The organism is Rhodoferax sp. (assembly GCF_034519335.1).
Taxonomy (GTDB): domain Bacteria; phylum Pseudomonadota; class Gammaproteobacteria; order Burkholderiales; family Burkholderiaceae_C; genus Allorhodoferax.
The window spans coordinates 14493-31964 of record NZ_JAXHOL010000028.1 but is presented as its reverse complement, the minus strand read 5'-3'; the positions used below and the strand labels follow the sequence as shown (position 1 = coordinate 31964).

Here is a 17472-nt window from a genome sequence, read left to right as displayed (position 1 = left end):
GGTCAGTTCGCCATCAGGATGGAGCCGATGCTGAAGCGGGTCTGCAGCGTGGCGCCATTGGTGAAGCCGAATCGGGCATAACGCCAGCTCGGGCGGTGGACGATCTCGGCGTATTGGCCGCCGCCAGTGACCGCTGCGGTGGGCACGGACTTGACGCGGCGCCAGTTGACGTTGTCGCGGCTAACTTCCATCCACAAGGTGCCCGACTGGTCGGATTCGGCGGATACGCGGACCTCTTTTGCAAAGGTGCTGGCATTTGCGAACTGAGTTGCCGTGGCGGTCAGGGTCAAGTCGCGAGATGCGCTTGTGAATGTTGCAGCTGCTGCGAGGACCGTGCTGCTGTCGTCGTACCAGACGCCGGGCGCAGCAGTGAACCCCACTCGCGCCGTCCCCGCGTTTAGTCCGGCAGAGCCAATGATTTGCGTAATGCTTGGCTGTGGGCTTTGAGAAGCCATGACCGAGAAGGTCGTGGTTCCGGCTGTGGCTCCTGCGCTCATGCGCAACCTGAAATAGCGGCCGTAAACGGCTGTGTTTAGGCTAGCAGCAGAGTTGAGCGAGTTGGTTACCGAGCCGCCATTCACTCCGTTGTATGAACTGATCCAAGGCCCGGCTGGGTTGTTGGACCACTCCAGTGTAACTTTGCCAGAAGTGCCCATGCTCAAGCACTGAATGGCTAGGCTACGGAAGTTTTGGCAGTCGATTACAACCACCACTGTGTTGATTGCTACCGCACCCGCCTGAGTGAAAGTGAATTCCTGCAATGGCGGGTTCTGGCTGCTTGGCACCGGCTCGCTGGCATACACGCCTGGCTTGAGTGTGTAGGCTGCAGTGCCGCCAGTGTGTCCAGTGGCGCGCACGCGAAACCACGCGTACGCTGATACGTTCAACTCCCAGCCGTAGGCAGGCGTTGCGGCCAGCACACCGGTGGTGGGCTCAACGATGTTGCTGTCGGTGCGCACGGCCTGGACGGTCTTCCAGTTGCCGCTTTCACCATCAGTGCTGTCGTTGCTGAACTCAAAAATGGAGTTGTGGCCTGCCAGGCCAGCGCCAACCATTGCTATAGATAGCGTGCCAATGCGGCCTGTGGCAATGGCTACTGTTTGACCCGCTGCCGTGATGCTGCCGCTGACCGCCGGAACGCTGCCGGGCTGGGTGGCCACTTTCAAACGTCCGGCTTCGTCCATGCTGAAGCCTTCGTAGTCGCCATCGGCCACGATGGTGGTGTCGCTGTCGCGCCGCTTGCCCAGCACGAAGATGCCCTTGTCACCATCGGTGAAGGGGCTATTGGAGGCGCGCACCGCGCTTGCCAGCGATGACCAGAACGATAGTGCTCGCTTGACCAGGGCGATGAGGCTGAAGGTGCCGGTGTCGTCGGTGGCCGGTGCGTTGCTGGGCTCGCCCAGGCTGGCTGCAGTCACTGGCACGGGATCGGCACGCAGCTGCTGATCAGTCAGGCCTTGGGCCACCATGTTGGAGACTGTGACGCTTTCAAGCGCGGCAAGGCTTGGCCCGTCAAGCGCCACGGTGCCCGCAATCGCGCCGGTATTGACTGCGGTGGTTTTGGCGTTGAGGGCATCGGCTGCTGCCTGGATGGCCTGCGCGGCTGTGAGTAGCGCGGCGACGGTGGCCTGGGTTGCCAGATTCAGCGGGGTGCCTGTGTCAGGGTCAACCAGGGCCACGGCTTGGACCTCGACCGTGTCCGCACCTTCGGTGCGCGTGAACACATCCACCTTGCGGGTGGCTTCGTTGGCGTCTTTAATGGGCACGTTACTCATCGGTGGCCCTTGTTGCAGACGTTCAAGGCGAAGTCCTGCAGGCCGCTTACCTGGTCTCGGAGGCGGTCAGCTTCTGCTGCCAGTCCTGAATGCGCTGCTGCGCAGCTTCCAAATAGCTCTCGCGCTGTGGTGGCACTTTGAGCGATTCCGGCAGCTCCGGGGTTTGCTGCGGCTTCGGACATATCACGCCGGTTGAGGGCTTCAATGGTGTCGAGCAGGCTGCCAATACGAGTGGCAGCAGCACGCTCACGAGCAGTACGCGCCAGCGCACGTTGGTTGTCTTCATCACGAATCCTTTCAGCGTTACGAAACTTGTGCAGCAGGTCGGCGTTGGCCTGCTGTTGCAGGCGCAGGCTCTCGGCCTGGTCTACACGCACCTGGGCGTCCCACAGGGCCTGCACTCGGGCCGCGCCCTGGATATCGCCCTGGCGCACGAAGTGCGACCGAAGGGCCAATGCGCCAGCGGCTATGGCGGCCACCAGGCCAGCAATTAAAAGTGCGCGCACCCACCCGGTCATTGCTTTTTCACGGTCAGGGCCGTGGTCGATACAAAGCGCAGGGCAGCATTGCCAATGGGCAGGATGAAAGCCAGCCAGGCATACAGGCCACCTGGCAGCACGTCTTTCAACACGTTGAGCTGGGTCTCGGCTGCGGCCAGCATGAGCAAGATCAGGTTGAACCACAGCGTTTTGCTGCAGTACCAGCGTTTGCACTTCATGCCGCACCTCCCACGATCTGCTCGGGCAGGGGCTGCATGCCGCGCGCCAGCCAGGCACGAACATCAAAACCGGGGCAGGTCTTGAGCCACTCGAAAGATTCCACTTGGCCGTTGCCATTGCCATCGGGCGATAGATCGCGGTGGCCGCACACGCCGCTCAGCATGCGGTAGCCACCAGGCGCTGCGGGGTCGGTCACCCGCTTGGGGGCAGCGCAAGGCACACCAAAGCTGGTGAGCAGCATGGCCACCACCTGCTGCAGGCTGCGCCACTGTTCGGCCGTGTACTGGGCTTCCTTCTCGGCACCGCCCACGAGGCAGATGCCAATGGAGTGCGCGTTGAAGCCAGCCGCATGGGCGCCCACCTCTTCCAGGTGGCGGCCGTTCCAGACCTCACCCGTCAGGTCGATGACGTAGTGGTAGCCAATGCTGGGCAGGCTGGAGCTGAACTTGCGCACCGCGTCGGACGAGCGTTTGAAACCGCGCGTGGCGTGCCACGAGTCGATGACTCGGGCGGCGCTGAGATAGTTGGGTTTGCCCGGCTCACCTTGGCGCAGCGGCTTGCCGCTGGGGGTGGCTGAGCAGTGAATAACAACCAGGTCAATGGACCGGCTGTTGGGGCGTTCGGATGGAGCGAGCATGCGGGAATGATCCCGCGTGCGCGCGAATGAAAATACTAAAGAACTTTACTGCGCAGACTACTTCGACCAGCTGACCACGCGCCCATTCATGACATGGGCGTAGACGCTACCGGAGCGGTAAGTTGAAACCACTCCATCGGCTCTATTCAGTTGACCTACGAGTTTAAATGGTGCGACACATTGCTGCGCTCGGTTCATGGTCATTCCAATTTGAAGATTTTTGTAATCATCTCCGCAAACTGACCTGAGTTCTGCTGAACGTTTTTCCACAGCCTTTGCTGTTTTTTCTTCCCATTCTTTTTGTTCATTTTGTGCCTGCAAAGCAGCGGCGTTGGATTCCTTATGACGGGCTAGCCACTCTGTATTTCTCTTCTCTTCAATCAGCTTCTTTGCTCGCTCCTCCTCCTCGTTTTTTCGGAGCCAATCCTGTTTCGCTTTCAGTCGTTGCTCCTGTTGCTCGGCTGCTATTGCGCTTTCTTTGGCCTGCTGCTCGGCACGCCTTTTCAAGCTTGCGCAGGCCTTTGCAGAAAACGGGGTTCCGTCTTTGTAAGTGCAGGTTTCAAGGTTTATGTCGTCTGCAGCAAACGCTGCGCTCGTCATAAAAAGTATGACTGCTAGATGTAATTTCACGCTGCCTTCCTCCCTTTTACGTCCTTCGGTTTCGCTGCCAGAAGCGCAGTGCCTTCAATGATTTTTTTGCCATCGGCATCCGCGTTTTCGTAGTTATCTAGCAATGCGATCTCTCTATTGGACAGCTTTAGCAGGTCGGCACGATCGCGCTGCCCAGTTAGCAGCCATTTTGGGTCTGCACCGAACTCAAGTAGCAGCACAAGCAAAGACGCCCCATCGGGCACAACAGCACCAGCCTCCCAACGGGTAACCGTTTTCCGCGCAACCCCTAGTTTTTGCGCAAACGCGTCTTGGGTCATATCAGCGCGCAACTCGCGGATGCGCGAACCGATTTTTAAAAATATTTCCTGTTGGGACATAAATGCCTTGTCAAAAGGGACATTCATGTCCCATAATTCGCCTAAATCACTTGCCAAGTGAACTTACCTAAATAGTTAGGCGAAAGGTTAGCAGAGATGCACCCCGAACAGATCAAAGCTGAACTCCGAATGAAGGGGATCACACCCAGCGCACTGGCCGATGAGCTGGGCGTAGCCAACAGCAGCGTGAGCCAAGTCATCAGTGGCCGCGCCACCTCCGCACGCATTGCAGCGCGCATTGCACAAATCACCGGTAAATCAGTCGACGCCTTGTGGCCCAGCCGCAAGGACCGCGTGGTGTTGCGCCGCACCAAGAGCGCTCAGATTGGTAGCAACCCAGCACGCGCATGAACAACCGCACCATGTTTACGCCGCCCCCAAGCCCAGCAGAGCGCCAGAGTGCCCAGAGCACCAGAGCACCAACCTTGGCTGCCGGGGCGGCACCAATAAAGCCGCGCTACTTCCTGGACACCAAAGGAGTAATTCGCGCAACTCCAGACACAGTCAAGGATGCGCTGAGGCGGCGCGGCATGACACAAACAGACATTGCCAAGGAATTGGGCGTCCGAAACACAGTCGTATGGGCCAACTTGCACGGCCATGTCCGCAGTGCGCGGATTGAAGCAGAGCTTTCCAAAGTGCTTGGCATGCCCTTCATATTCGATCCAAGGCGAGAAAACTCCGGTGCGCAGGCTCTTCGGCGACTTGAAGAAGAGTTGCAGAGATTCGGTAGAACGCTTGGCGATTGGGCCACCGAGAATGGGTTCACACGAGACGATATAGGCCGCCTACGAACCGGGATAAGCCGCGCTACGTGCGGAAAGGCAAAGGCTTTGGCGCTAGCACTTGGTCTCCCGGTGGGGAAGAAGCGCCGCAAATCATTCGGCGAGGGCGCAGTATGAGATGGTTCAGTGCGCCCAAATTGGCCGGTCTTCCGGGCTTACCAACAACCCGGCGCGGCGTGCACCACCGCGCCAAAGCGGAGGGATGGCAATACCGTACAAGCACCTCGCAGGGTGGTGAAACTTACGAATACCGCAGCACGGATTTACCTCTGACGACACAGCAGCACTTGGCAGTGCAGGCGGCCGGTGCGGTGAAGCCTGCAGCGGATGCCCAGGCTGCAGCAATCCAGGCCAAGCAGGCTGCACAGGTGCAAGCCTGCGCCAGCTCGATGGCCAAGTACGGCGTGATTCTGGAAGCCAAGGGCGGCTTTGACCCAGCGCGCAATCCAAAGTTGGACCTGTTCCAGCGGTTTGAGAGCTATCACGCCATGCTGGGTGGGTCTGTATGGACGGCTGTATGTGAATTCACACTCCTCTGGAATGACGGGTGTATCGAGTCGTTACCTGCAACGCGTGTCGAATATCCACGTCTTGCTGCAAAGACGCTGGACAAGTGGTGCAGAGCCTGGCGCACCCGGGGCGTAGAGGCGCTGCTGGAGCGCAAGCCCCGCAAGGACAAAGGCCAGAACGCGCTCACCAGCAGTGATGCCCTTTATGACACCTTTCTGGCAGCTGTGTCCGAAATGCACGACCCGAATGCACGTCAAGTGCAGCGCGTGATACGCAGCCACCTTGGCGAGCAAAACACGCCCTCCACCAGCACCTTGAAACGCTGGTTAAAGGACTTTAAAGACAGCAATGCCCCTGCGCTGTTGATGTTCAAGAACCCGGACGGCTACAAGAACAAGTACCGCCCAGCCTTTGGTACGCAGGGGGATGACATTACCCGGCCCAACCAGGAATGGCAGCAGGACAGTACGGTGGGCGATGCGCAGCAGCGCGTGGAAATGGCTTTCAACATGGCCGACCCGTCTACCGGGGAGATTCGCCGCCACGCCATCGTGGCCAGCATCGACGTATTCACCCGCCGCGCCAAGGTGGTGGTGGCTCGCACCAGCAGCAGCAACGCGGTCAAGGCTGTGACCCGTGCGTGTGTGTTGGCCTGGGGCATGCCAGAGCGCATCAAGACCGACAACGGCAAGGACTACACAGCGCAGGACTATGAGTTTGCGCTGAGCATGCTCAAGATCGAGCACCGCCTGTGCACGCCATTCAGCCCTGAACAGAAGCCCTATGTGGAGCGCTTCATTGGGACGCTGATGCACGACCTGTTTCCCATGCTGGAAGGCTTTGTGGGCAAGTCCATCGCCGAGCGTAAGGCCATCGAATCGGCCAAGAGCTTTGCCCAGCGTTTTGGCCTGGGTGGCATTGACCTGAACATGGGGCCCACGCAGCTGCAGGGCGTGATTGACGGCTGGCTGGACGAATACCACAGCCGCAGGCACAGCGAGCTGGGCTGCAGCCCGAATGAAATGGCCGAGCGCCACACCACCAAGGTGGTGCGCATGGATGAACGCGCCCTGGACATCTTGCTGATGCCAGTGGCTGGCAAGGGCACCCGCGTGGTGGCCAAGCGCGGTATTGCCCTGGGCAGCGGTTGGTTTGCCGCCCCCGAGTTGGCTGCCTACATCGGAACCACGGTGCGCTGCCGCCAGGACGACCAGGATCTGGGCGCCCTCCATGTGTTCGCAATGGATGGCACTTACATCTGCCGCGCGCTTGATCACACCATGCTGGGCATCAACCGCGCCGAGCTGGCAGCCAAGGCCCGCGCGATTGAGACCGCCACCATCAAACCGATGGTGGACCGCTTGCGCAAGTCCATGAAGAAGGGCCTCACCAAGCAGGCCGTGCAATCCCTCTACGCCGAGCGCGAGGCCTCTGCTGCAGAGCAGACTGCAAACGTTCACCGCCTGCCGCCCCGCGAGGTGCAGCACACCACACCCGCCATCGACTCCGTGGTGGCTCACCTGGATACCAGCAGCCAGGACGCCGCCCGCGAGCAGGCCCGCGCCATGTTGGACGCCCAGCCCGCGCTGCCAACGGCCAAGCCTGCCGAGGTGCGACCCATGACGGATGCCAGTCCGATCGCCCGCTACAGCGCCTGGGTGCGCCTGCATGCACGCATGGAGCGCGGCGAGCAGATCAGCCAGCGCGAGCAGGAGTGGGCAACCAGCTACCAGAGCAGCAAGGAGTTCGTGTCATGGCACGAGCTGCACGAGGGCCAAGACCCATTGGGGGAGGTAGCCACCGGAAGTTAGTGCAGCCCAAAAAAAAGAAACCCGCCAGCGGTGCAACGCTGACGGGCTCTCTCCAAAACAAGTTCGGAATCTCAACGGTTAGTCAAGAAGAAGGAAGTTTATGTCAAAGGCAACGGATCACCAAAACGATTTTTTTCAGCCAGGCCAGCAGGTGGCCAAGCTGACCAACGTGGCTTTCGCGATTGAAGCGATCAACCAGGTCACGGATGTGGATGACCTGGGGGCCCCGCACATGGCTGTGCTGTTTGGCCCGCCTGGCTATGGCAAGACCCAGGCTGCCATGTACCTGGCTCATCCACAAGGCCGCAACGCGGTGTTTGTGGCGGTGCGCATGTTTGACACCACCAAGACCCTGGCGCAGTTGCTGTGCACCGAGCTGGGCATTGAGGCCAAGGCCAAGTGGGCGATTGCCGACATGTACGAAAAGATCGTCTCCCGGCTGGAGCAGTTGCGCCGCCCTCTGGTGATTGATGAGGTGGACTACATCGCCGAGAAGTCGGCCATCGACTTCATTCGCACCATCCACGACAACACCACGGTCCCGATCTTCCTGATTGGCGAGCAAGACCTCAAGCGCAAGCTGCTGTCGCGCCACGAGCGTTTTCATGACCGGGTGCTGGTCTGGAAGGAAGCCGTGCCCTGCGATGCGCACGATGTTAAGAAGTTGGCCGCACACCATGCGCCAGACCTGATTTTTACGCCTGACGTGATTGATGCCCTGGTGGTCAAGACCAGCGGCGTAGCCCGCCGCGTTTACACCGAGCTGAAAGCCCTGCGCGAAGAGTGCAAGCGCACCGCCATTACCACCCCAGTGGTGGGCATGCTGGGCCGCATTGGCAAGGGGGCACGATGAGCCGCAAGCCCATAGAGCAGGAAATTAAAGGGCTTCAAACCCCGCGTGAGCGGGTGTGGAACGCCATGCTAAAGCTCAGCCGCCCACCGCATGACGGCAGCTTTGATAAGACGATGGTGCAGGACTACTGCAGCCCAATGGTGAGCTGGACGCTGGTGGATGACTACTTTGATGCACTGGAAGCCGCTGGCCACTTGGTGCGCGTCGGTGGTAAGTCGCCCATCAAGGGGCAGATGAGCGAGCCCATCCGCTTCAAGCTGGTGCAACCACGAGGGGAGGCTCCCCGCGTAGGCCGCACTGGGGCCAAGGTTACCCAAGGTGGTGGCAATGAGGCTATGTGGCGCGCCATGAAGGTGCTGTCGGTGTTTGACTACAAAGACATTGCTGGTGCTGCCACGCTGGGCAGCATGGTTGTAAAGCCTGAAACGGCCAAGAGCTATGTGCTGCAGCTGGCGCGCGCTGGCTACCTTACCCAAATCAAGGCTTCCAAGCCTGGCGTGCCTGGTCGCTACCGCCTAACCAGGAACACAGGCATGCACGCCCCAGCCATCACCCGCAAGAAGGTGGTGTTTGACCGCAACACAGGTAGCTTTGCGGACCTGGAAACTGCTCAGGAGGTGTGTGATGCCCTTGAGTAAACCAACCGCCACCAACGTACTGCCGCCCGATGTGAAGGCCGCACTGGCCGCAGCGGTGGTGCGCATGGGCTCCCAGTCCAAGGTGGCCGCTGATCTTGGCGTGAGTGGCCCCGTCATCAGCACCCTGCTGAAGGACAAGTATGCGGGCGACGTAGCCGGTATGGAGAAGCGCATTCGCGGCCAGTACATGGCCGAGACCGTGAACTGCCCGGTAATGGGCGCGCTCAGCAGCCGTGACTGCCTGGACTACCAGGCTCGCCCGCCAGCCTTTACGAACCCGGTGCGTGCTGCGCTGAGCCGCTCATGCAAGAACTGCCCGCACCGGAGGGCCGCTGAATGAGCGCCATCACCACCCCCCGTCTGCAGTGGATCAAGCGCCGTGCGCGCCGTCTGCAGAACTACTACCAGATCACCCGCCGCCTGGCGATCTATGACGCCTGGATTGATTGGATTCACTTTACTGGAGCCGCCAATGAAACCTTCTCGCACCTGTGAACAGCTGGGCCTGTGCCAGCGCCGCAACCCGAGCTGCAAAGGCTGCAGCTGGACCCTGGCACCCAACGTGGTGGAAGGGCCCTTCCGGCGCCAGCGCTTTGCATGGTTCAAACGCAATAAGGGCCGCATTTTCTTGTGGTCAATGGTTGCGCTGCAGCTCTTGTGGGTTTGCTTGCTGTTCGGCTTCGCATTGGGCTACACGGGGGTTCTCAATGGGTAACGCCATCAACCAGGATGCGCGCGCCCTGTGGCTGATGCTGCGCCGCGACGGTGGATGGTGGAGTACTGCCTCGCTGGTCCACGAATGGCGCCCCACGTTCTGTAGCGGCGAAATCACCGCCATGTTGCAAGCGCTGACCGCTGGCAACTTTGTCCAGGAACGTGAGCAGATGGGCACCAAGACCTATTGCGTTACTTCCAGCTGCCTGGAGCTGCCCGGCTCCAACCCATCCGATCAACAGTAAGGAGACATTCCATGAAGCAGATCACCCAAGAGGAAGTTCTGAATCAGCTGCTGCTGCGCAAAGGCAAGTCCAACGGCATCCACGTGCGTGACCTGGTCATGCGCCTGACTGGCCAGGTGGAAAACGCCGAGTTCCAGGAGCGCGCTGTGCGCAAGCTGGTCAACGAACTGCGCATGGCAGGGCACCCCATCTGTGGCCACCCCGCAAGCGGCTACTTCCTGGCCGCCAACACGGAAGAGCTGGAGGAGACCTGCAAATTCCTCCGCAGCCGTGCCATGTCCAGCATCCGTGCCGAGAGTCGCTTGCGCCAGATCAGCGTGACGGCGCTGCTTGGCTCCATCCAAACCGCCGCGCAAACCGGCACCACTGAAAGCCCCACACCATGAGCATCGACAAGATTGAAGGCGCAGCCAAGACGCTGCGCGCCGCCCGCGACCTGCTGACCGAGCGCGCCACCTCCCTGCACGAAGAGATGCAGGCCGCAACCAAGCGCAAGCTGCCTGGTCTGCGCAAGGCCGTGGCTGATGTTGTCGAGGCCGAGGCCATCCTCAAGGCCGCTATCGCTGAAGCACCTAGTCAGTTTGAGAAGCCCCGCAGTATGGTGTTGCACGGCCTCAAGCTGGGTTTCCAGAAGGGCAAGGGCAAGATCGAATGGGACGACGACGAAAAGGTCGTGAAGCTCATCGCCAAGCACTTCCCCGAAGAGTTCGAGGTTCTCTGCACCACCACGATCAAGCCGGTCAAAGCGGCCCTGGGCAATCTGTCCGTGGCTGAGCTGAAGAAGATCGGTGTCACCGTGGAGGAGACCGGGGACGTGGTGTTTGTGAAGGACTCCACAGCCGGGGTGGACAAGCTGGTTAAAGCCCTGTTAAAGGGTGCCGAGGACGAAGCGGAGGCTGCATGACCATCGCCTCCGCCAAGCTGGTGATGGACTACAAGCCAGCCAACACGCGCCCCGCCTGCCGCAACTGCTTTCACGGTGATGAGCAGATTGCCGAACGGATGCCGCCCTACAACACCAAGACCTGGCGCTGCAAGAAGGGCGGCTTCGGCACCACGGCTATGGCCGTCTGCAATCAGCACCAGCCTGTTGCCAAGGGAGGTGCCCAGCAATGAGGTCTTACGAGCAACTGGCACGCATCGCATACGAAGCGGCCTGCAAGAAAGCCCTGGACATTGGCATACGTGAAGAGGGCGACTCCGCCCCTTGGGACCAACTGGACCCCGGCTGCAAAGAAACCTGGATTGCAGCTGCACAGCAACTGTGGTCTGAATTCACCACCACCCACTAAAGAGTTTTAAACCATGAACCGCATTCTTTTCTGGCTGGCCTCGTTCCTGCCATGCCAAATCATCAGCCAGGACGACACGCCCTACCTGGAGCGCTACTACCTCTTCACGCTCCTGGGCGTGCGCTTCTACCTGCACCGTTTCGTGGAGAGCGACCCGGCACGCGGCATGCATGACCATCCGTGGCCCTGGGCTGGCTCGCTCGTGCTGTCGGGCAACTATCTGGAAGAACGGCGCGGCCTGGAGCGCCACGCCATCACCCAGTCAATGGCGCGCGTCTTCGGTACCGAGGGCACCACCCGCCACCGCATCCGCTGGTTCAACTTCATGCTGGGCGACAACTTCCACCGCGTAGTGCTGCCGCGCATGAACGTTTCCATCAAGGATGAGGCGGGCAATCACATCGGCTGGACCTATGTCGCCCGCCCATGCTGGACCCTGTTCTTCCACCGCGCCATCTTCTCCAAGCCCTGGGGTTTCCTGCGCCCGATGGAGGGCCACACCTGCCTGATGTGGGTGCCCCACAACTACCCCCAAGACGGCGCTGCCGGTGCCTCCGGCGCTTGGTGGAAGGCCGCCCCCAAAGGTCGCAATGCAGAAAGGACAAAGCTGTGAGCCAAGAGTCAAGTGCATTTGTAAACATGGATGCTGAAAAAAAGGCCAGCCTGCGCCACTTCTTGAGTGCTGCAATGATCTTCTCGACAACGTGGCCCAAGGAGCCTGTGACTGCGCAGCAGAAAGCGCACGGGGATGCGATGTATGCGCGTGCACTTGCAGCCTTTGATGAGTGGTTTGAGTTGCAGGACGGCAGAGTACAGCAAGTGCAAGAGCCTGAACTGTCGGGTCTAAAGCCGCAGACCCAAGAGCGCATCCGCGAATGGCTGGCAGACGGAACTTTTGTCTCGCGTGCCATCGGAACCATGCAGGAGCAAGAGCGCGAACTCATCGCCTATGAGACCAAGCAAGCGCAAAAGCTCGCCCTCCACCCAACAGAAACTAAAGGAGTGGCCAAGCAATGACAAAGGAAGAATGGGCCGCATTGGGGAAGGAGCTGGGCTCTGTATTTGGTCGCGCCGAACTTTTGATTGATGGCTACACGGTGAACTTTGAAGTTCAGCAGCACAAGATGCGGTTGGTCATTGCCGTCTTCGTCAATGGTTGGATGAAGGGGGAGTGGCTCACCAAGAAAACTGAGGAGTGCACCCGCTTCTGCAGGCCTATCCCAGTAAGTTTGTACAGCCCGAAGATGAAGAAGAGCATCGCATCCAAGTTCTCAAAGCGGGCCATCAAGACGCACTTTCCTGATATCGACAAAAAGGGGGCTTACTACCTCCCCGATTGGCGCAGCGTAGCCTCTATGAAGCGGCACCTGATCAAGAACAACACGTCCATCAGCGTGGTGCGCATTGGGTTGACCAGCGTTACGACCGAAGGGGCTGCAGCATGAGCGACACCAAAGACATGCCAGCAGCAAGCCCCACGTTGCCCGAAACATCGGTTTCCCAGCCCAGCCGCATCAACCTCTTTGCCTTGCCGCACTACATCCCCGAAAAGCAGCAATCAACACGCCCTGGCGCTGACGACCATCGCAAGGTGCAAAGCAGGGGGTACAGGACATGAGTCAGACATCGAGGGGAGAAGTCTGATGCCGTTCTACCGCTTCAAGACCGGAATGGTCCACATGCGTGGCACCAAGCTGCCCAAACCGTGCGCCGCCAAGTTCGGCATCGGTGACCAGCAGCAGTACTGCATGGAGATGAGCGCGTTCCTGTGTGACGGCCCAGTCGGTGGAGGCCATACCTGCGACCGTGCGCTTTGCGAAGCCCACGCTTTAGAGGTGGGAAAGAACCGGCACTACTGCCCTGAGTGCCGTGCGGACCATATCGACAACCCGGCCCAAAGTGGCCTATTCACTTCATTGGTGTAGCCATGCGATTTATTCAACATCCCAGCAACAACAAGGTTCTTGGTGCACCAGCAGGATGGGATCAAAAAGAGCTTCCTTGTGGCGCGCTGCCAGTCACCGTCACTGAAGCAAATGGGGCCCCGGCAATGGTCTCGTTCTGGAAGCCTGATGCTGATGAACTTGCGGCTCTAAATGCGGGGCAAAGTGTGCATCTGTGGGTCCTCGGTGGTGTGCATCCTGTGGTCGCTATGGAAGTTGGGCCATGAGCAAGCTCGCCCGCGACCACCGCAACAGCGACGTGATCAAGATCCAGATCGCGCGCAAGCAGCTGAACCTCACCGATGAGGAATACCAGACCATCCTCCAAAGCAAGGGTGGTGTGCTCAGCTCCAAAGACCTGGACCACGAGGGCCGCAAGCGCGTCCTGGCTTACATGGAGCGCCTGGGTTTCAAACCCAAGGCATCGGCCACCAGCAAGCGCCCAGCCAGGCCCACGCCATCAGTGGATGCCTTGCCCTTGGTGCGTCGCATCCGCGCCCAACTGATAAGCCTGGAACGCAAGCCCGATGAATATGCAGATGGCATTGCCAAGCAGATGCTGGGTGCCGAAGCGCCCCAGTTCTTTGAATGGCTACACCTGCGAGACCTGGAGCGCCTGTCGCAGATCCTGACCTACCAGCAAAACCGTACGGGAGCACCCACCAAATGAACGTCGACCTGGTTGAAACTACCCTTGATGCCCGGCGCAATGAGCTGTTCGCTGACATGGCTGAGCAAGCTGCCAGGCACCTGATAGAGAAGCACGCGTTCGACCAGGAGATGGCGGTGGACGTTGGCAACGACCTGGCCGAGTTTGTGTTTTCCCACTGGAATGGCCAGAGCATTTACATCAGCTCCGCGCACAAGCTGAGCAAGCGCGACCTGGAGATCTACCACCGGATGGGGCGCGGCAATGCGGATGAGATCGCCAAGGACTACGGGATCAGCTTCGTCCGGGTGTACCAAATTTACCGCCGCGTCCTGGCTGCCGCCCGCGCCAAAGCCCAGCCGAGCCTGTTCGATGGCACCGAATCAGACTTATCCACAGGTGACAACTAAAGGAATTTAGAAGGTTCTGCTTCCAACCTCTGGGAGCGCTTCACTGGTGCAAAGGTTGGAAGTTCGCTTCCAACCTTTTGTTTTTGGCGGGGCTATGATGCCCACCATGCCTTTCCCGCCATCTGCCTCCGTGTCGCGGCGTACCGCTTGGCTGGCTCACAGCGCCAGCTCACTGGTAGAGAGGGGCTTGCTGGGGTATTTAAAGGCCCCTGCAAGCGGTCTTAAAGGGCAGCTCCAGAGGCCAGGCCGTGCCGCCACGGACCGCCCAGATCGGGCCAGGCGCCTCAAAATATCGTGGCCCGGTGCCGCCCCTGCCCCGACAGCCCTAAATGGCTGTAAACCCCTGATTTCATTGGGAATTGTCCCGCCCCGTCCCACTCAGGACCGGCTTATCCCGTTTCCCCCATGATCGTGGTCTCGCACAAGTTTGTCGAATACTCTCTGGGAGAGGCAACCCAATCACGACCTACATACAACGGACGCTCATAGACGGAGGGAAATATGTCAAAAGGCGCTACTCAAATACAAGCCGGTTCAACGAGGTGGGCTGTCTGGTTCCGGCACTTTGTATTTGCTCCAATACTTTGCGGCATGCTGGCACTCACCCTGGAGCTCTTCTGGCACGAACTTACTCGCGATCCACAAGGGCTGGATATACGTGCAGGGATCAATGGGGTAGGTACCGCCGTGATACTGGGCGCACTGGGCGGTTGGTTAGGGGGCTATATATTTTTTGGAATTCCGACTACCTTGTCTGCATTAGTAGATGTCGCATTGTTTCGTGCCCCCATTCAATGGCAATTTAAAGTTCTTCTAGTAGGCGTCACCGCAGCACTAACTGCGATCGCACAGTTCTGGTTTCTTCCGATACCAGCCAATTTCCAGCAACCTGGAATATGGCTGTATTTGTCCTGTGCGTTTGCTGGAGCGACCTCAGTTTGCCGATTCTCACAAATCAGTAGGGCCTCATAGGCATGCGCAACTGCAAATGGGGCGTTTTGAGCTGCCAGACAGATGCCCACACGACCATAGGCCAACGTTTTTCGGAAAATCTACCCCGCTCCATACACTGCGATGGATACGAGATCTCTCAAAAGTTCCAAATACGCATGCCGTAGATTCGAAATCAGAAAAACTATTCATCTCCCCTCACTCCCAAAGAGCCTTCTATGCGCACCATCTTCAGCATCATCAGCCTGCTCATCGTCCTCGCCATCGTCGGCGTGCTAGCAAAGAAGCAGCTGAGTGGTAGCACTGCAGTGGCCCCCGGGGCTGCGCCGGGCGCCACGCCGCAGCAGCAAAGCGAGCAAGTTCAGCAGCAAATCAAACAAACCGTAGAGGGCGCGATGCAACAGGCGCGACCCATGCCCGACGACACCAAGTAAAGCGTTTTCCCTTCCATGTTCATTGCTTCCAAAATTTTGGCCTTGGTGACCCAACCGTTGCTGTGGGTGTTTATTTTGCTGCTGCTGAGCCTGCTGGTGCTGCGGCGGCGCCCCCGCGCTGGCCACTGGTTGGTGGGCACGGCGCTGCTGGCAATGGTGCTGACGGCTTGGAAACCGCTGCCCGAGCTGCTGCTGCGCCAACTGGAGAGCCGTTACCCCGAGTTCGTGCCGCAGGCCGATCTGAGCGGCTATGCGGGCCTGGTGGTGCTGGGTGGCGCAACCGAGTCGGGCCGTACACAGATGGCCCATGTGCAACCCATGCTGAATGAGGCGGCCGAACGCATGACCAGCACGGTAGCGGTGCTGCGCTACAACCCGACGCTACGCGTGTTGTTTACCGGGGGCGAGGGGGCTCTGATGGGCATTGGCCAATCGGAGGCCGAACGCGCCAAGATGTTCTTCGACAGCCTAGGACTGAGCGGACCACAGGTGCAGTACGAATCCGCCTCACGCAACACGTACGAGAACGCCGTGCTGACCGCCAAGTTGCCGGGGGTGGACCCAACGCAGCGCTGGCTGCTGGTCACCTCGGCCTGGCACATGCCGCGCTCTATGGCCACGTTCCAAAAGGCAGGCTGGAATGTCACGGCCTATCCGGTGGACTTCCGCACTGGCGCCGACAGCGACTGGCTGGACTTTGCCATGGCCGGTGGCGCCAGCGACTGGCAAAACGCATTGCATGAACTGGTAGGCCTGCTGGCCTACAAACTCACCGGGCGCTTGTAGCCCGCCTATCGCTCAGTCGTTGAGGGTGCGACGGGCACGCACCTTGTCGATGCGGCGGCCTTCCAGGGCTACCACTTCAAACAACCAGTGTGCGCACACGATGTTGGCGCCTTCAGCGGGCAGGTCGCCCGACACTGCCATGAGCAATCCGGCCAGGGTGTTGTAGCGGCCGCGTTCCTCGTCGGGCAGGTCGTCTTCTATGTTCAGCCGTGCCTTGAGCTCGCTCAGGGGCATCAGGCCATCGAGCATCCAGGAGCCATCGTCTTGCTGCACGGCCCAGGCGTCGGTTTGGGCGTCGGGCTGCAGTTCACCGGTGATGGCCTCCAGCAGATCGTGCGGGGTAATCAGGCCCTGCACCACACCATACTCGTCCACCACAAACACCATGCGCGCGGACTTGACGCGGAACTGCTCTATCAGCTCCATGCCGCTCAGTGTCTCGGGCACAAACACGGCGGGCTCCACCAGGGCGCCGATCGTGTAGGGGTAACGCACACCGCGTTCCAGCAAACGCGCCACGCTGATGACACCGGCCACATCGTCCAAAGACCCCCGGCACACCGGGTACCACGAGTGCGCACCCGTGCCCGCGCTGCCGCTGGCCAGCGACAGGGCTTGCTCGACCGTAGCGTCGGCGTCCAGCCAGGCGATGTCGGTACGCGGCAGCATCATGGAGGTGAGGTGGCGATCATCCAGGCGGAAGACGTTGCGCACCATCTGGTGCTCGTGCTCTTCGATGATGCCCGCGTCCACGCCTTCTTCCAGGCTGGCGGAGATTTCGGCCTCGGTCACGGCGCGGTTGTCGGTGGTGTCGATGCGCAGCAGCTTGAGCATGCCGTGGGTGCATACCGAGAGCAGGCGCACAAAAGGCTTGGCGCCGGTGGCCACCCAGGTCATGGGCAGCGCCACCACGCGGGCCACGGTTTCGGGGTAGAGCTGGCCAATGCGTTTGGGCACCAGCTCGCCAAACAGGATGGTGACAAAGGTGATGCAGGTGACGACGATGGCCGTCGCTGAAATTTCTGCGGCCCGGTCGGACAGGGTGATGGTGCCCTGCAGCCATGCTGCCAAGCCGTCGCTAAAAGCCGCCTCACCGACGATGCCGTTGAGCATGCCAATGGAGGTGATGCCCACTTGCACCGACGAGAGAAACTGGGTGGGGTTGTCCATCAGGGCCAGGGCCGCTTTTGCCCCCTTGTCGCCGGCCTCTGCCATGGTTTGCAGCCTTACCTTGCGGCTGGCGGTAAGCGCCAGTTCAGACATGGCAAAGGCGCCATTCAGCAAAGTCAGCACGATGATCAGCAAAAAATCCATGGAACCCAAGCGAGAAT

Annotated in this window: 30 protein-coding genes; 23 read left to right on the top strand and 7 right to left on the bottom strand. The window is 59.9% G+C overall.

Annotation, left to right across the window (positions count from 1 at the left end; genetic code table 11):
- Positions 1-2: 2 nt before the first annotated feature.
- Genes U5O12_RS12190 through U5O12_RS12165 form a run of 6 tightly spaced genes read right to left on the bottom strand, consistent with a single transcriptional unit; the run spans position 3 to position 4120 of the window.
- Positions 3-1775 carry a hypothetical protein gene (locus U5O12_RS12190; RefSeq protein ID WP_322578898.1) on the bottom strand — a complete coding sequence of 591 codons (1773 nt, stop codon included), beginning with the start codon at positions 1773-1775 and terminating at the stop codon, positions 3-5.
- Complete coding sequence (locus U5O12_RS12185; protein WP_322578897.1) at positions 1772-2281, bottom strand: hypothetical protein; 510 nt, start codon at positions 2279-2281, stop codon at positions 1772-1774. Before U5O12_RS12185 ends, U5O12_RS12190 begins: the two co-directional genes overlap by 4 nt.
- A gap of 8 nt (positions 2282-2289) precedes the next feature.
- Positions 2290-2493, bottom strand: coding sequence for a hypothetical protein (locus U5O12_RS12180; RefSeq protein ID WP_322578896.1), 204 nt, complete (start codon positions 2491-2493; stop codon positions 2290-2292).
- Entirely contained in the window at positions 2490-3131 is a 642-nt protein-coding gene (locus U5O12_RS12175; protein WP_322578895.1) for an N-acetylmuramoyl-L-alanine amidase, read from the bottom strand. The genes U5O12_RS12180 and U5O12_RS12175 overlap by 4 nt, the downstream gene beginning before the upstream one ends.
- A 57-nt stretch (positions 3132-3188) precedes the next feature.
- Entirely contained in the window at positions 3189-3761 is a 573-nt protein-coding gene (locus U5O12_RS12170) for a hypothetical protein (protein WP_322578894.1), read from the bottom strand.
- Positions 3758-4120 carry a helix-turn-helix transcriptional regulator gene (locus U5O12_RS12165; RefSeq protein WP_322578893.1) on the bottom strand — a complete coding sequence of 121 codons (363 nt, stop codon included), beginning with the start codon at positions 4118-4120 and terminating at the stop codon, positions 3758-3760. The genes U5O12_RS12170 and U5O12_RS12165 overlap by 4 nt, the downstream gene beginning before the upstream one ends.
- Before the next feature lie 96 nt (positions 4121-4216).
- Here U5O12_RS12165 and U5O12_RS12160 point away from each other — a divergent pair, with 96 nt between their 5' ends.
- From U5O12_RS12160 to U5O12_RS12050, 23 genes are all read left to right on the top strand, one after another.
- Positions 4217-4471, top strand: a complete 255-nt coding sequence (locus tag U5O12_RS12160; protein ID WP_322578892.1) for a helix-turn-helix domain-containing protein — start codon at positions 4217-4219, stop codon at positions 4469-4471.
- 547 nt (positions 4472-5018) lie between these two features.
- Positions 5019-7226: a DNA-binding protein gene (locus U5O12_RS12155; protein ID WP_322578891.1), complete on the top strand. Its 2208-nt coding sequence runs from the start codon at positions 5019-5021 to the stop codon at positions 7224-7226.
- A 100-nt stretch (positions 7227-7326) separates the two neighbouring features.
- Positions 7327-8079, top strand: a complete 753-nt coding sequence (locus U5O12_RS12150) for an ATP-binding protein (RefSeq protein ID WP_322578890.1) — start codon at positions 7327-7329, stop codon at positions 8077-8079.
- Complete coding sequence (locus tag U5O12_RS12145) at positions 8076-8717, top strand: hypothetical protein (protein WP_322578889.1); 642 nt, start codon at positions 8076-8078, stop codon at positions 8715-8717. The genes U5O12_RS12150 and U5O12_RS12145 overlap by 4 nt, the downstream gene beginning before the upstream one ends.
- Positions 8704-9057: a hypothetical protein gene (locus U5O12_RS12140; RefSeq protein ID WP_322578888.1), complete on the top strand. Its 354-nt coding sequence runs from the start codon at positions 8704-8706 to the stop codon at positions 9055-9057. The genes U5O12_RS12145 and U5O12_RS12140 overlap by 14 nt, the downstream gene beginning before the upstream one ends.
- Positions 9054-9212, top strand: a complete 159-nt coding sequence (locus tag U5O12_RS12135) for a hypothetical protein (protein ID WP_322578887.1) — start codon at positions 9054-9056, stop codon at positions 9210-9212. The genes U5O12_RS12140 and U5O12_RS12135 overlap by 4 nt, the downstream gene beginning before the upstream one ends.
- Positions 9190-9432: a hypothetical protein gene (locus tag U5O12_RS12130; RefSeq protein ID WP_322578886.1), complete on the top strand. Its 243-nt coding sequence runs from the start codon at positions 9190-9192 to the stop codon at positions 9430-9432. The genes U5O12_RS12135 and U5O12_RS12130 overlap by 23 nt, the downstream gene beginning before the upstream one ends.
- A complete protein-coding gene (locus U5O12_RS12125; protein WP_322578885.1) occupies positions 9425-9676 on the top strand; it encodes a hypothetical protein in 252 nt (83 codons plus the stop codon). The genes U5O12_RS12130 and U5O12_RS12125 overlap by 8 nt, the downstream gene beginning before the upstream one ends.
- Before the next feature lie 11 nt (positions 9677-9687).
- The gene (locus U5O12_RS12120; protein WP_322578884.1) at positions 9688-10062 is read left to right on the top strand and encodes a hypothetical protein; all 375 of its coding nucleotides are present in this window, start codon (positions 9688-9690) and stop codon (positions 10060-10062) included.
- Positions 10059-10580: a hypothetical protein gene (locus tag U5O12_RS12115; protein ID WP_322578883.1), complete on the top strand. Its 522-nt coding sequence runs from the start codon at positions 10059-10061 to the stop codon at positions 10578-10580. The genes U5O12_RS12120 and U5O12_RS12115 overlap by 4 nt, the downstream gene beginning before the upstream one ends.
- On the top strand, positions 10577-10792 hold the full coding sequence (locus U5O12_RS12110) for a hypothetical protein (RefSeq protein ID WP_322578882.1): 216 nt from the start codon (positions 10577-10579) through the stop codon (positions 10790-10792). The genes U5O12_RS12115 and U5O12_RS12110 overlap by 4 nt, the downstream gene beginning before the upstream one ends.
- Positions 10789-10968: a hypothetical protein gene (locus U5O12_RS12105; protein WP_322578881.1), complete on the top strand. Its 180-nt coding sequence runs from the start codon at positions 10789-10791 to the stop codon at positions 10966-10968. Before U5O12_RS12110 ends, U5O12_RS12105 begins: the two co-directional genes overlap by 4 nt.
- A 13-nt stretch (positions 10969-10981) precedes the next feature.
- Positions 10982-11581: a hypothetical protein gene (locus U5O12_RS12100; RefSeq protein ID WP_322578880.1), complete on the top strand. Its 600-nt coding sequence runs from the start codon at positions 10982-10984 to the stop codon at positions 11579-11581.
- On the top strand, positions 11578-11985 hold the full coding sequence (locus U5O12_RS12095) for a hypothetical protein (RefSeq protein WP_322578879.1): 408 nt from the start codon (positions 11578-11580) through the stop codon (positions 11983-11985). Before U5O12_RS12100 ends, U5O12_RS12095 begins: the two co-directional genes overlap by 4 nt.
- A complete protein-coding gene (locus tag U5O12_RS12090; protein ID WP_322578878.1) occupies positions 11982-12413 on the top strand; it encodes a hypothetical protein in 432 nt (143 codons plus the stop codon). Before U5O12_RS12095 ends, U5O12_RS12090 begins: the two co-directional genes overlap by 4 nt.
- Entirely contained in the window at positions 12410-12586 is a 177-nt protein-coding gene (locus U5O12_RS12085; protein WP_322578877.1) for a hypothetical protein, read from the top strand. Before U5O12_RS12090 ends, U5O12_RS12085 begins: the two co-directional genes overlap by 4 nt.
- 25 nt (positions 12587-12611) lie before the next feature.
- Entirely contained in the window at positions 12612-12893 is a 282-nt protein-coding gene (locus U5O12_RS12080; RefSeq protein WP_322578876.1) for a hypothetical protein, read from the top strand.
- A 2-nt stretch (positions 12894-12895) separates the two neighbouring features.
- Positions 12896-13138, top strand: coding sequence for a hypothetical protein (locus tag U5O12_RS12075; protein WP_322578875.1), 243 nt, complete (start codon positions 12896-12898; stop codon positions 13136-13138).
- Complete coding sequence (locus tag U5O12_RS12070) at positions 13135-13581, top strand: regulatory protein GemA (protein WP_322578874.1); 447 nt, start codon at positions 13135-13137, stop codon at positions 13579-13581. Before U5O12_RS12075 ends, U5O12_RS12070 begins: the two co-directional genes overlap by 4 nt.
- Entirely contained in the window at positions 13578-13970 is a 393-nt protein-coding gene (locus U5O12_RS12065; protein WP_322578873.1) for a Mor transcription activator family protein, read from the top strand. Before U5O12_RS12070 ends, U5O12_RS12065 begins: the two co-directional genes overlap by 4 nt.
- A 501-nt stretch (positions 13971-14471) precedes the next feature.
- Complete coding sequence (locus tag U5O12_RS12060) at positions 14472-14942, top strand: hypothetical protein (RefSeq protein WP_322578872.1); 471 nt, start codon at positions 14472-14474, stop codon at positions 14940-14942.
- A gap of 197 nt (positions 14943-15139) precedes the next feature.
- Complete coding sequence (locus U5O12_RS12055; protein WP_322578871.1) at positions 15140-15355, top strand: hypothetical protein; 216 nt, start codon at positions 15140-15142, stop codon at positions 15353-15355.
- Between the two features lie 15 nt (positions 15356-15370).
- Positions 15371-16141 (top strand): YdcF family protein, encoded by a 771-nt coding sequence (locus U5O12_RS12050; protein ID WP_322578870.1) that lies wholly within the window; start codon positions 15371-15373, stop codon positions 16139-16141.
- A 12-nt stretch (positions 16142-16153) separates the two neighbouring features.
- On the opposite strand, the gene U5O12_RS12045 is transcribed toward U5O12_RS12050, so the two are convergent.
- On the bottom strand, positions 16154-17455 hold the full coding sequence (locus tag U5O12_RS12045) for a hemolysin family protein (RefSeq protein ID WP_322578869.1): 1302 nt from the start codon (positions 17453-17455) through the stop codon (positions 16154-16156).
- Positions 17456-17472: the final 17 nt, after the last annotated feature.

Excerpts from the sequence above, each read along its gene's own strand:
- U5O12_RS12085 (WP_322578877.1), top strand. The coding sequence starts at position 12,410 with ATGAGCGACACCAAAGACATGCCAGCAGCAAGCCCCACGTTGCCCGAA.
- U5O12_RS12125 (WP_322578885.1), top strand. The coding sequence starts at position 9,425 with ATGGGTAACGCCATCAACCAGGATGCGCGCGCCCTGTGGCTGATGCTG.
- U5O12_RS12065 (WP_322578873.1), top strand. The coding sequence starts at position 13,578 with ATGAACGTCGACCTGGTTGAAACTACCCTTGATGCCCGGCGCAATGAG.
- U5O12_RS12045 (WP_322578869.1), bottom strand. The coding sequence starts at position 17,455 with ATGGATTTTTTGCTGATCATCGTGCTGACTTTGCTGAATGGCGCCTTT.
- U5O12_RS12145 (WP_322578889.1), top strand. The coding sequence starts at position 8,076 with ATGAGCCGCAAGCCCATAGAGCAGGAAATTAAAGGGCTTCAAACCCCG.
- U5O12_RS12180 (WP_322578896.1), bottom strand. The coding sequence starts at position 2,493 with ATGAAGTGCAAACGCTGGTACTGCAGCAAAACGCTGTGGTTCAACCTG.
- U5O12_RS12080 (WP_322578876.1), top strand. The coding sequence starts at position 12,612 with ATGCCGTTCTACCGCTTCAAGACCGGAATGGTCCACATGCGTGGCACC.
- U5O12_RS12135 (WP_322578887.1), top strand. The coding sequence starts at position 9,054 with ATGAGCGCCATCACCACCCCCCGTCTGCAGTGGATCAAGCGCCGTGCG.
- U5O12_RS12140 (WP_322578888.1), top strand. The coding sequence starts at position 8,704 with ATGCCCTTGAGTAAACCAACCGCCACCAACGTACTGCCGCCCGATGTG.
- U5O12_RS12160 (WP_322578892.1), top strand. The coding sequence starts at position 4,217 with ATGCACCCCGAACAGATCAAAGCTGAACTCCGAATGAAGGGGATCACA.
- U5O12_RS12105 (WP_322578881.1), top strand. The coding sequence starts at position 10,789 with ATGAGGTCTTACGAGCAACTGGCACGCATCGCATACGAAGCGGCCTGC.
- U5O12_RS12060 (WP_322578872.1), top strand. The coding sequence starts at position 14,472 with ATGTCAAAAGGCGCTACTCAAATACAAGCCGGTTCAACGAGGTGGGCT.
- U5O12_RS12090 (WP_322578878.1), top strand. The coding sequence starts at position 11,982 with ATGACAAAGGAAGAATGGGCCGCATTGGGGAAGGAGCTGGGCTCTGTA.
- U5O12_RS12150 (WP_322578890.1), top strand. The coding sequence starts at position 7,327 with ATGTCAAAGGCAACGGATCACCAAAACGATTTTTTTCAGCCAGGCCAG.
- U5O12_RS12155 (WP_322578891.1), top strand. The coding sequence starts at position 5,019 with ATGAGATGGTTCAGTGCGCCCAAATTGGCCGGTCTTCCGGGCTTACCA.
- U5O12_RS12070 (WP_322578874.1), top strand. The coding sequence starts at position 13,135 with ATGAGCAAGCTCGCCCGCGACCACCGCAACAGCGACGTGATCAAGATC.
- U5O12_RS12175 (WP_322578895.1), bottom strand. The coding sequence starts at position 3,131 with ATGCTCGCTCCATCCGAACGCCCCAACAGCCGGTCCATTGACCTGGTT.
- U5O12_RS12050 (WP_322578870.1), top strand. The coding sequence starts at position 15,371 with ATGTTCATTGCTTCCAAAATTTTGGCCTTGGTGACCCAACCGTTGCTG.
- U5O12_RS12075 (WP_322578875.1), top strand. The coding sequence starts at position 12,896 with ATGCGATTTATTCAACATCCCAGCAACAACAAGGTTCTTGGTGCACCA.
- U5O12_RS12100 (WP_322578880.1), top strand. The coding sequence starts at position 10,982 with ATGAACCGCATTCTTTTCTGGCTGGCCTCGTTCCTGCCATGCCAAATC.
- U5O12_RS12115 (WP_322578883.1), top strand. The coding sequence starts at position 10,059 with ATGAGCATCGACAAGATTGAAGGCGCAGCCAAGACGCTGCGCGCCGCC.
- U5O12_RS12130 (WP_322578886.1), top strand. The coding sequence starts at position 9,190 with ATGAAACCTTCTCGCACCTGTGAACAGCTGGGCCTGTGCCAGCGCCGC.
- U5O12_RS12110 (WP_322578882.1), top strand. The coding sequence starts at position 10,577 with ATGACCATCGCCTCCGCCAAGCTGGTGATGGACTACAAGCCAGCCAAC.
- U5O12_RS12120 (WP_322578884.1), top strand. The coding sequence starts at position 9,688 with ATGAAGCAGATCACCCAAGAGGAAGTTCTGAATCAGCTGCTGCTGCGC.
- U5O12_RS12165 (WP_322578893.1), bottom strand. The coding sequence starts at position 4,120 with ATGTCCCAACAGGAAATATTTTTAAAAATCGGTTCGCGCATCCGCGAG.
- U5O12_RS12055 (WP_322578871.1), top strand. The coding sequence starts at position 15,140 with ATGCGCACCATCTTCAGCATCATCAGCCTGCTCATCGTCCTCGCCATC.
- U5O12_RS12190 (WP_322578898.1), bottom strand. The coding sequence starts at position 1,775 with ATGAGTAACGTGCCCATTAAAGACGCCAACGAAGCCACCCGCAAGGTG.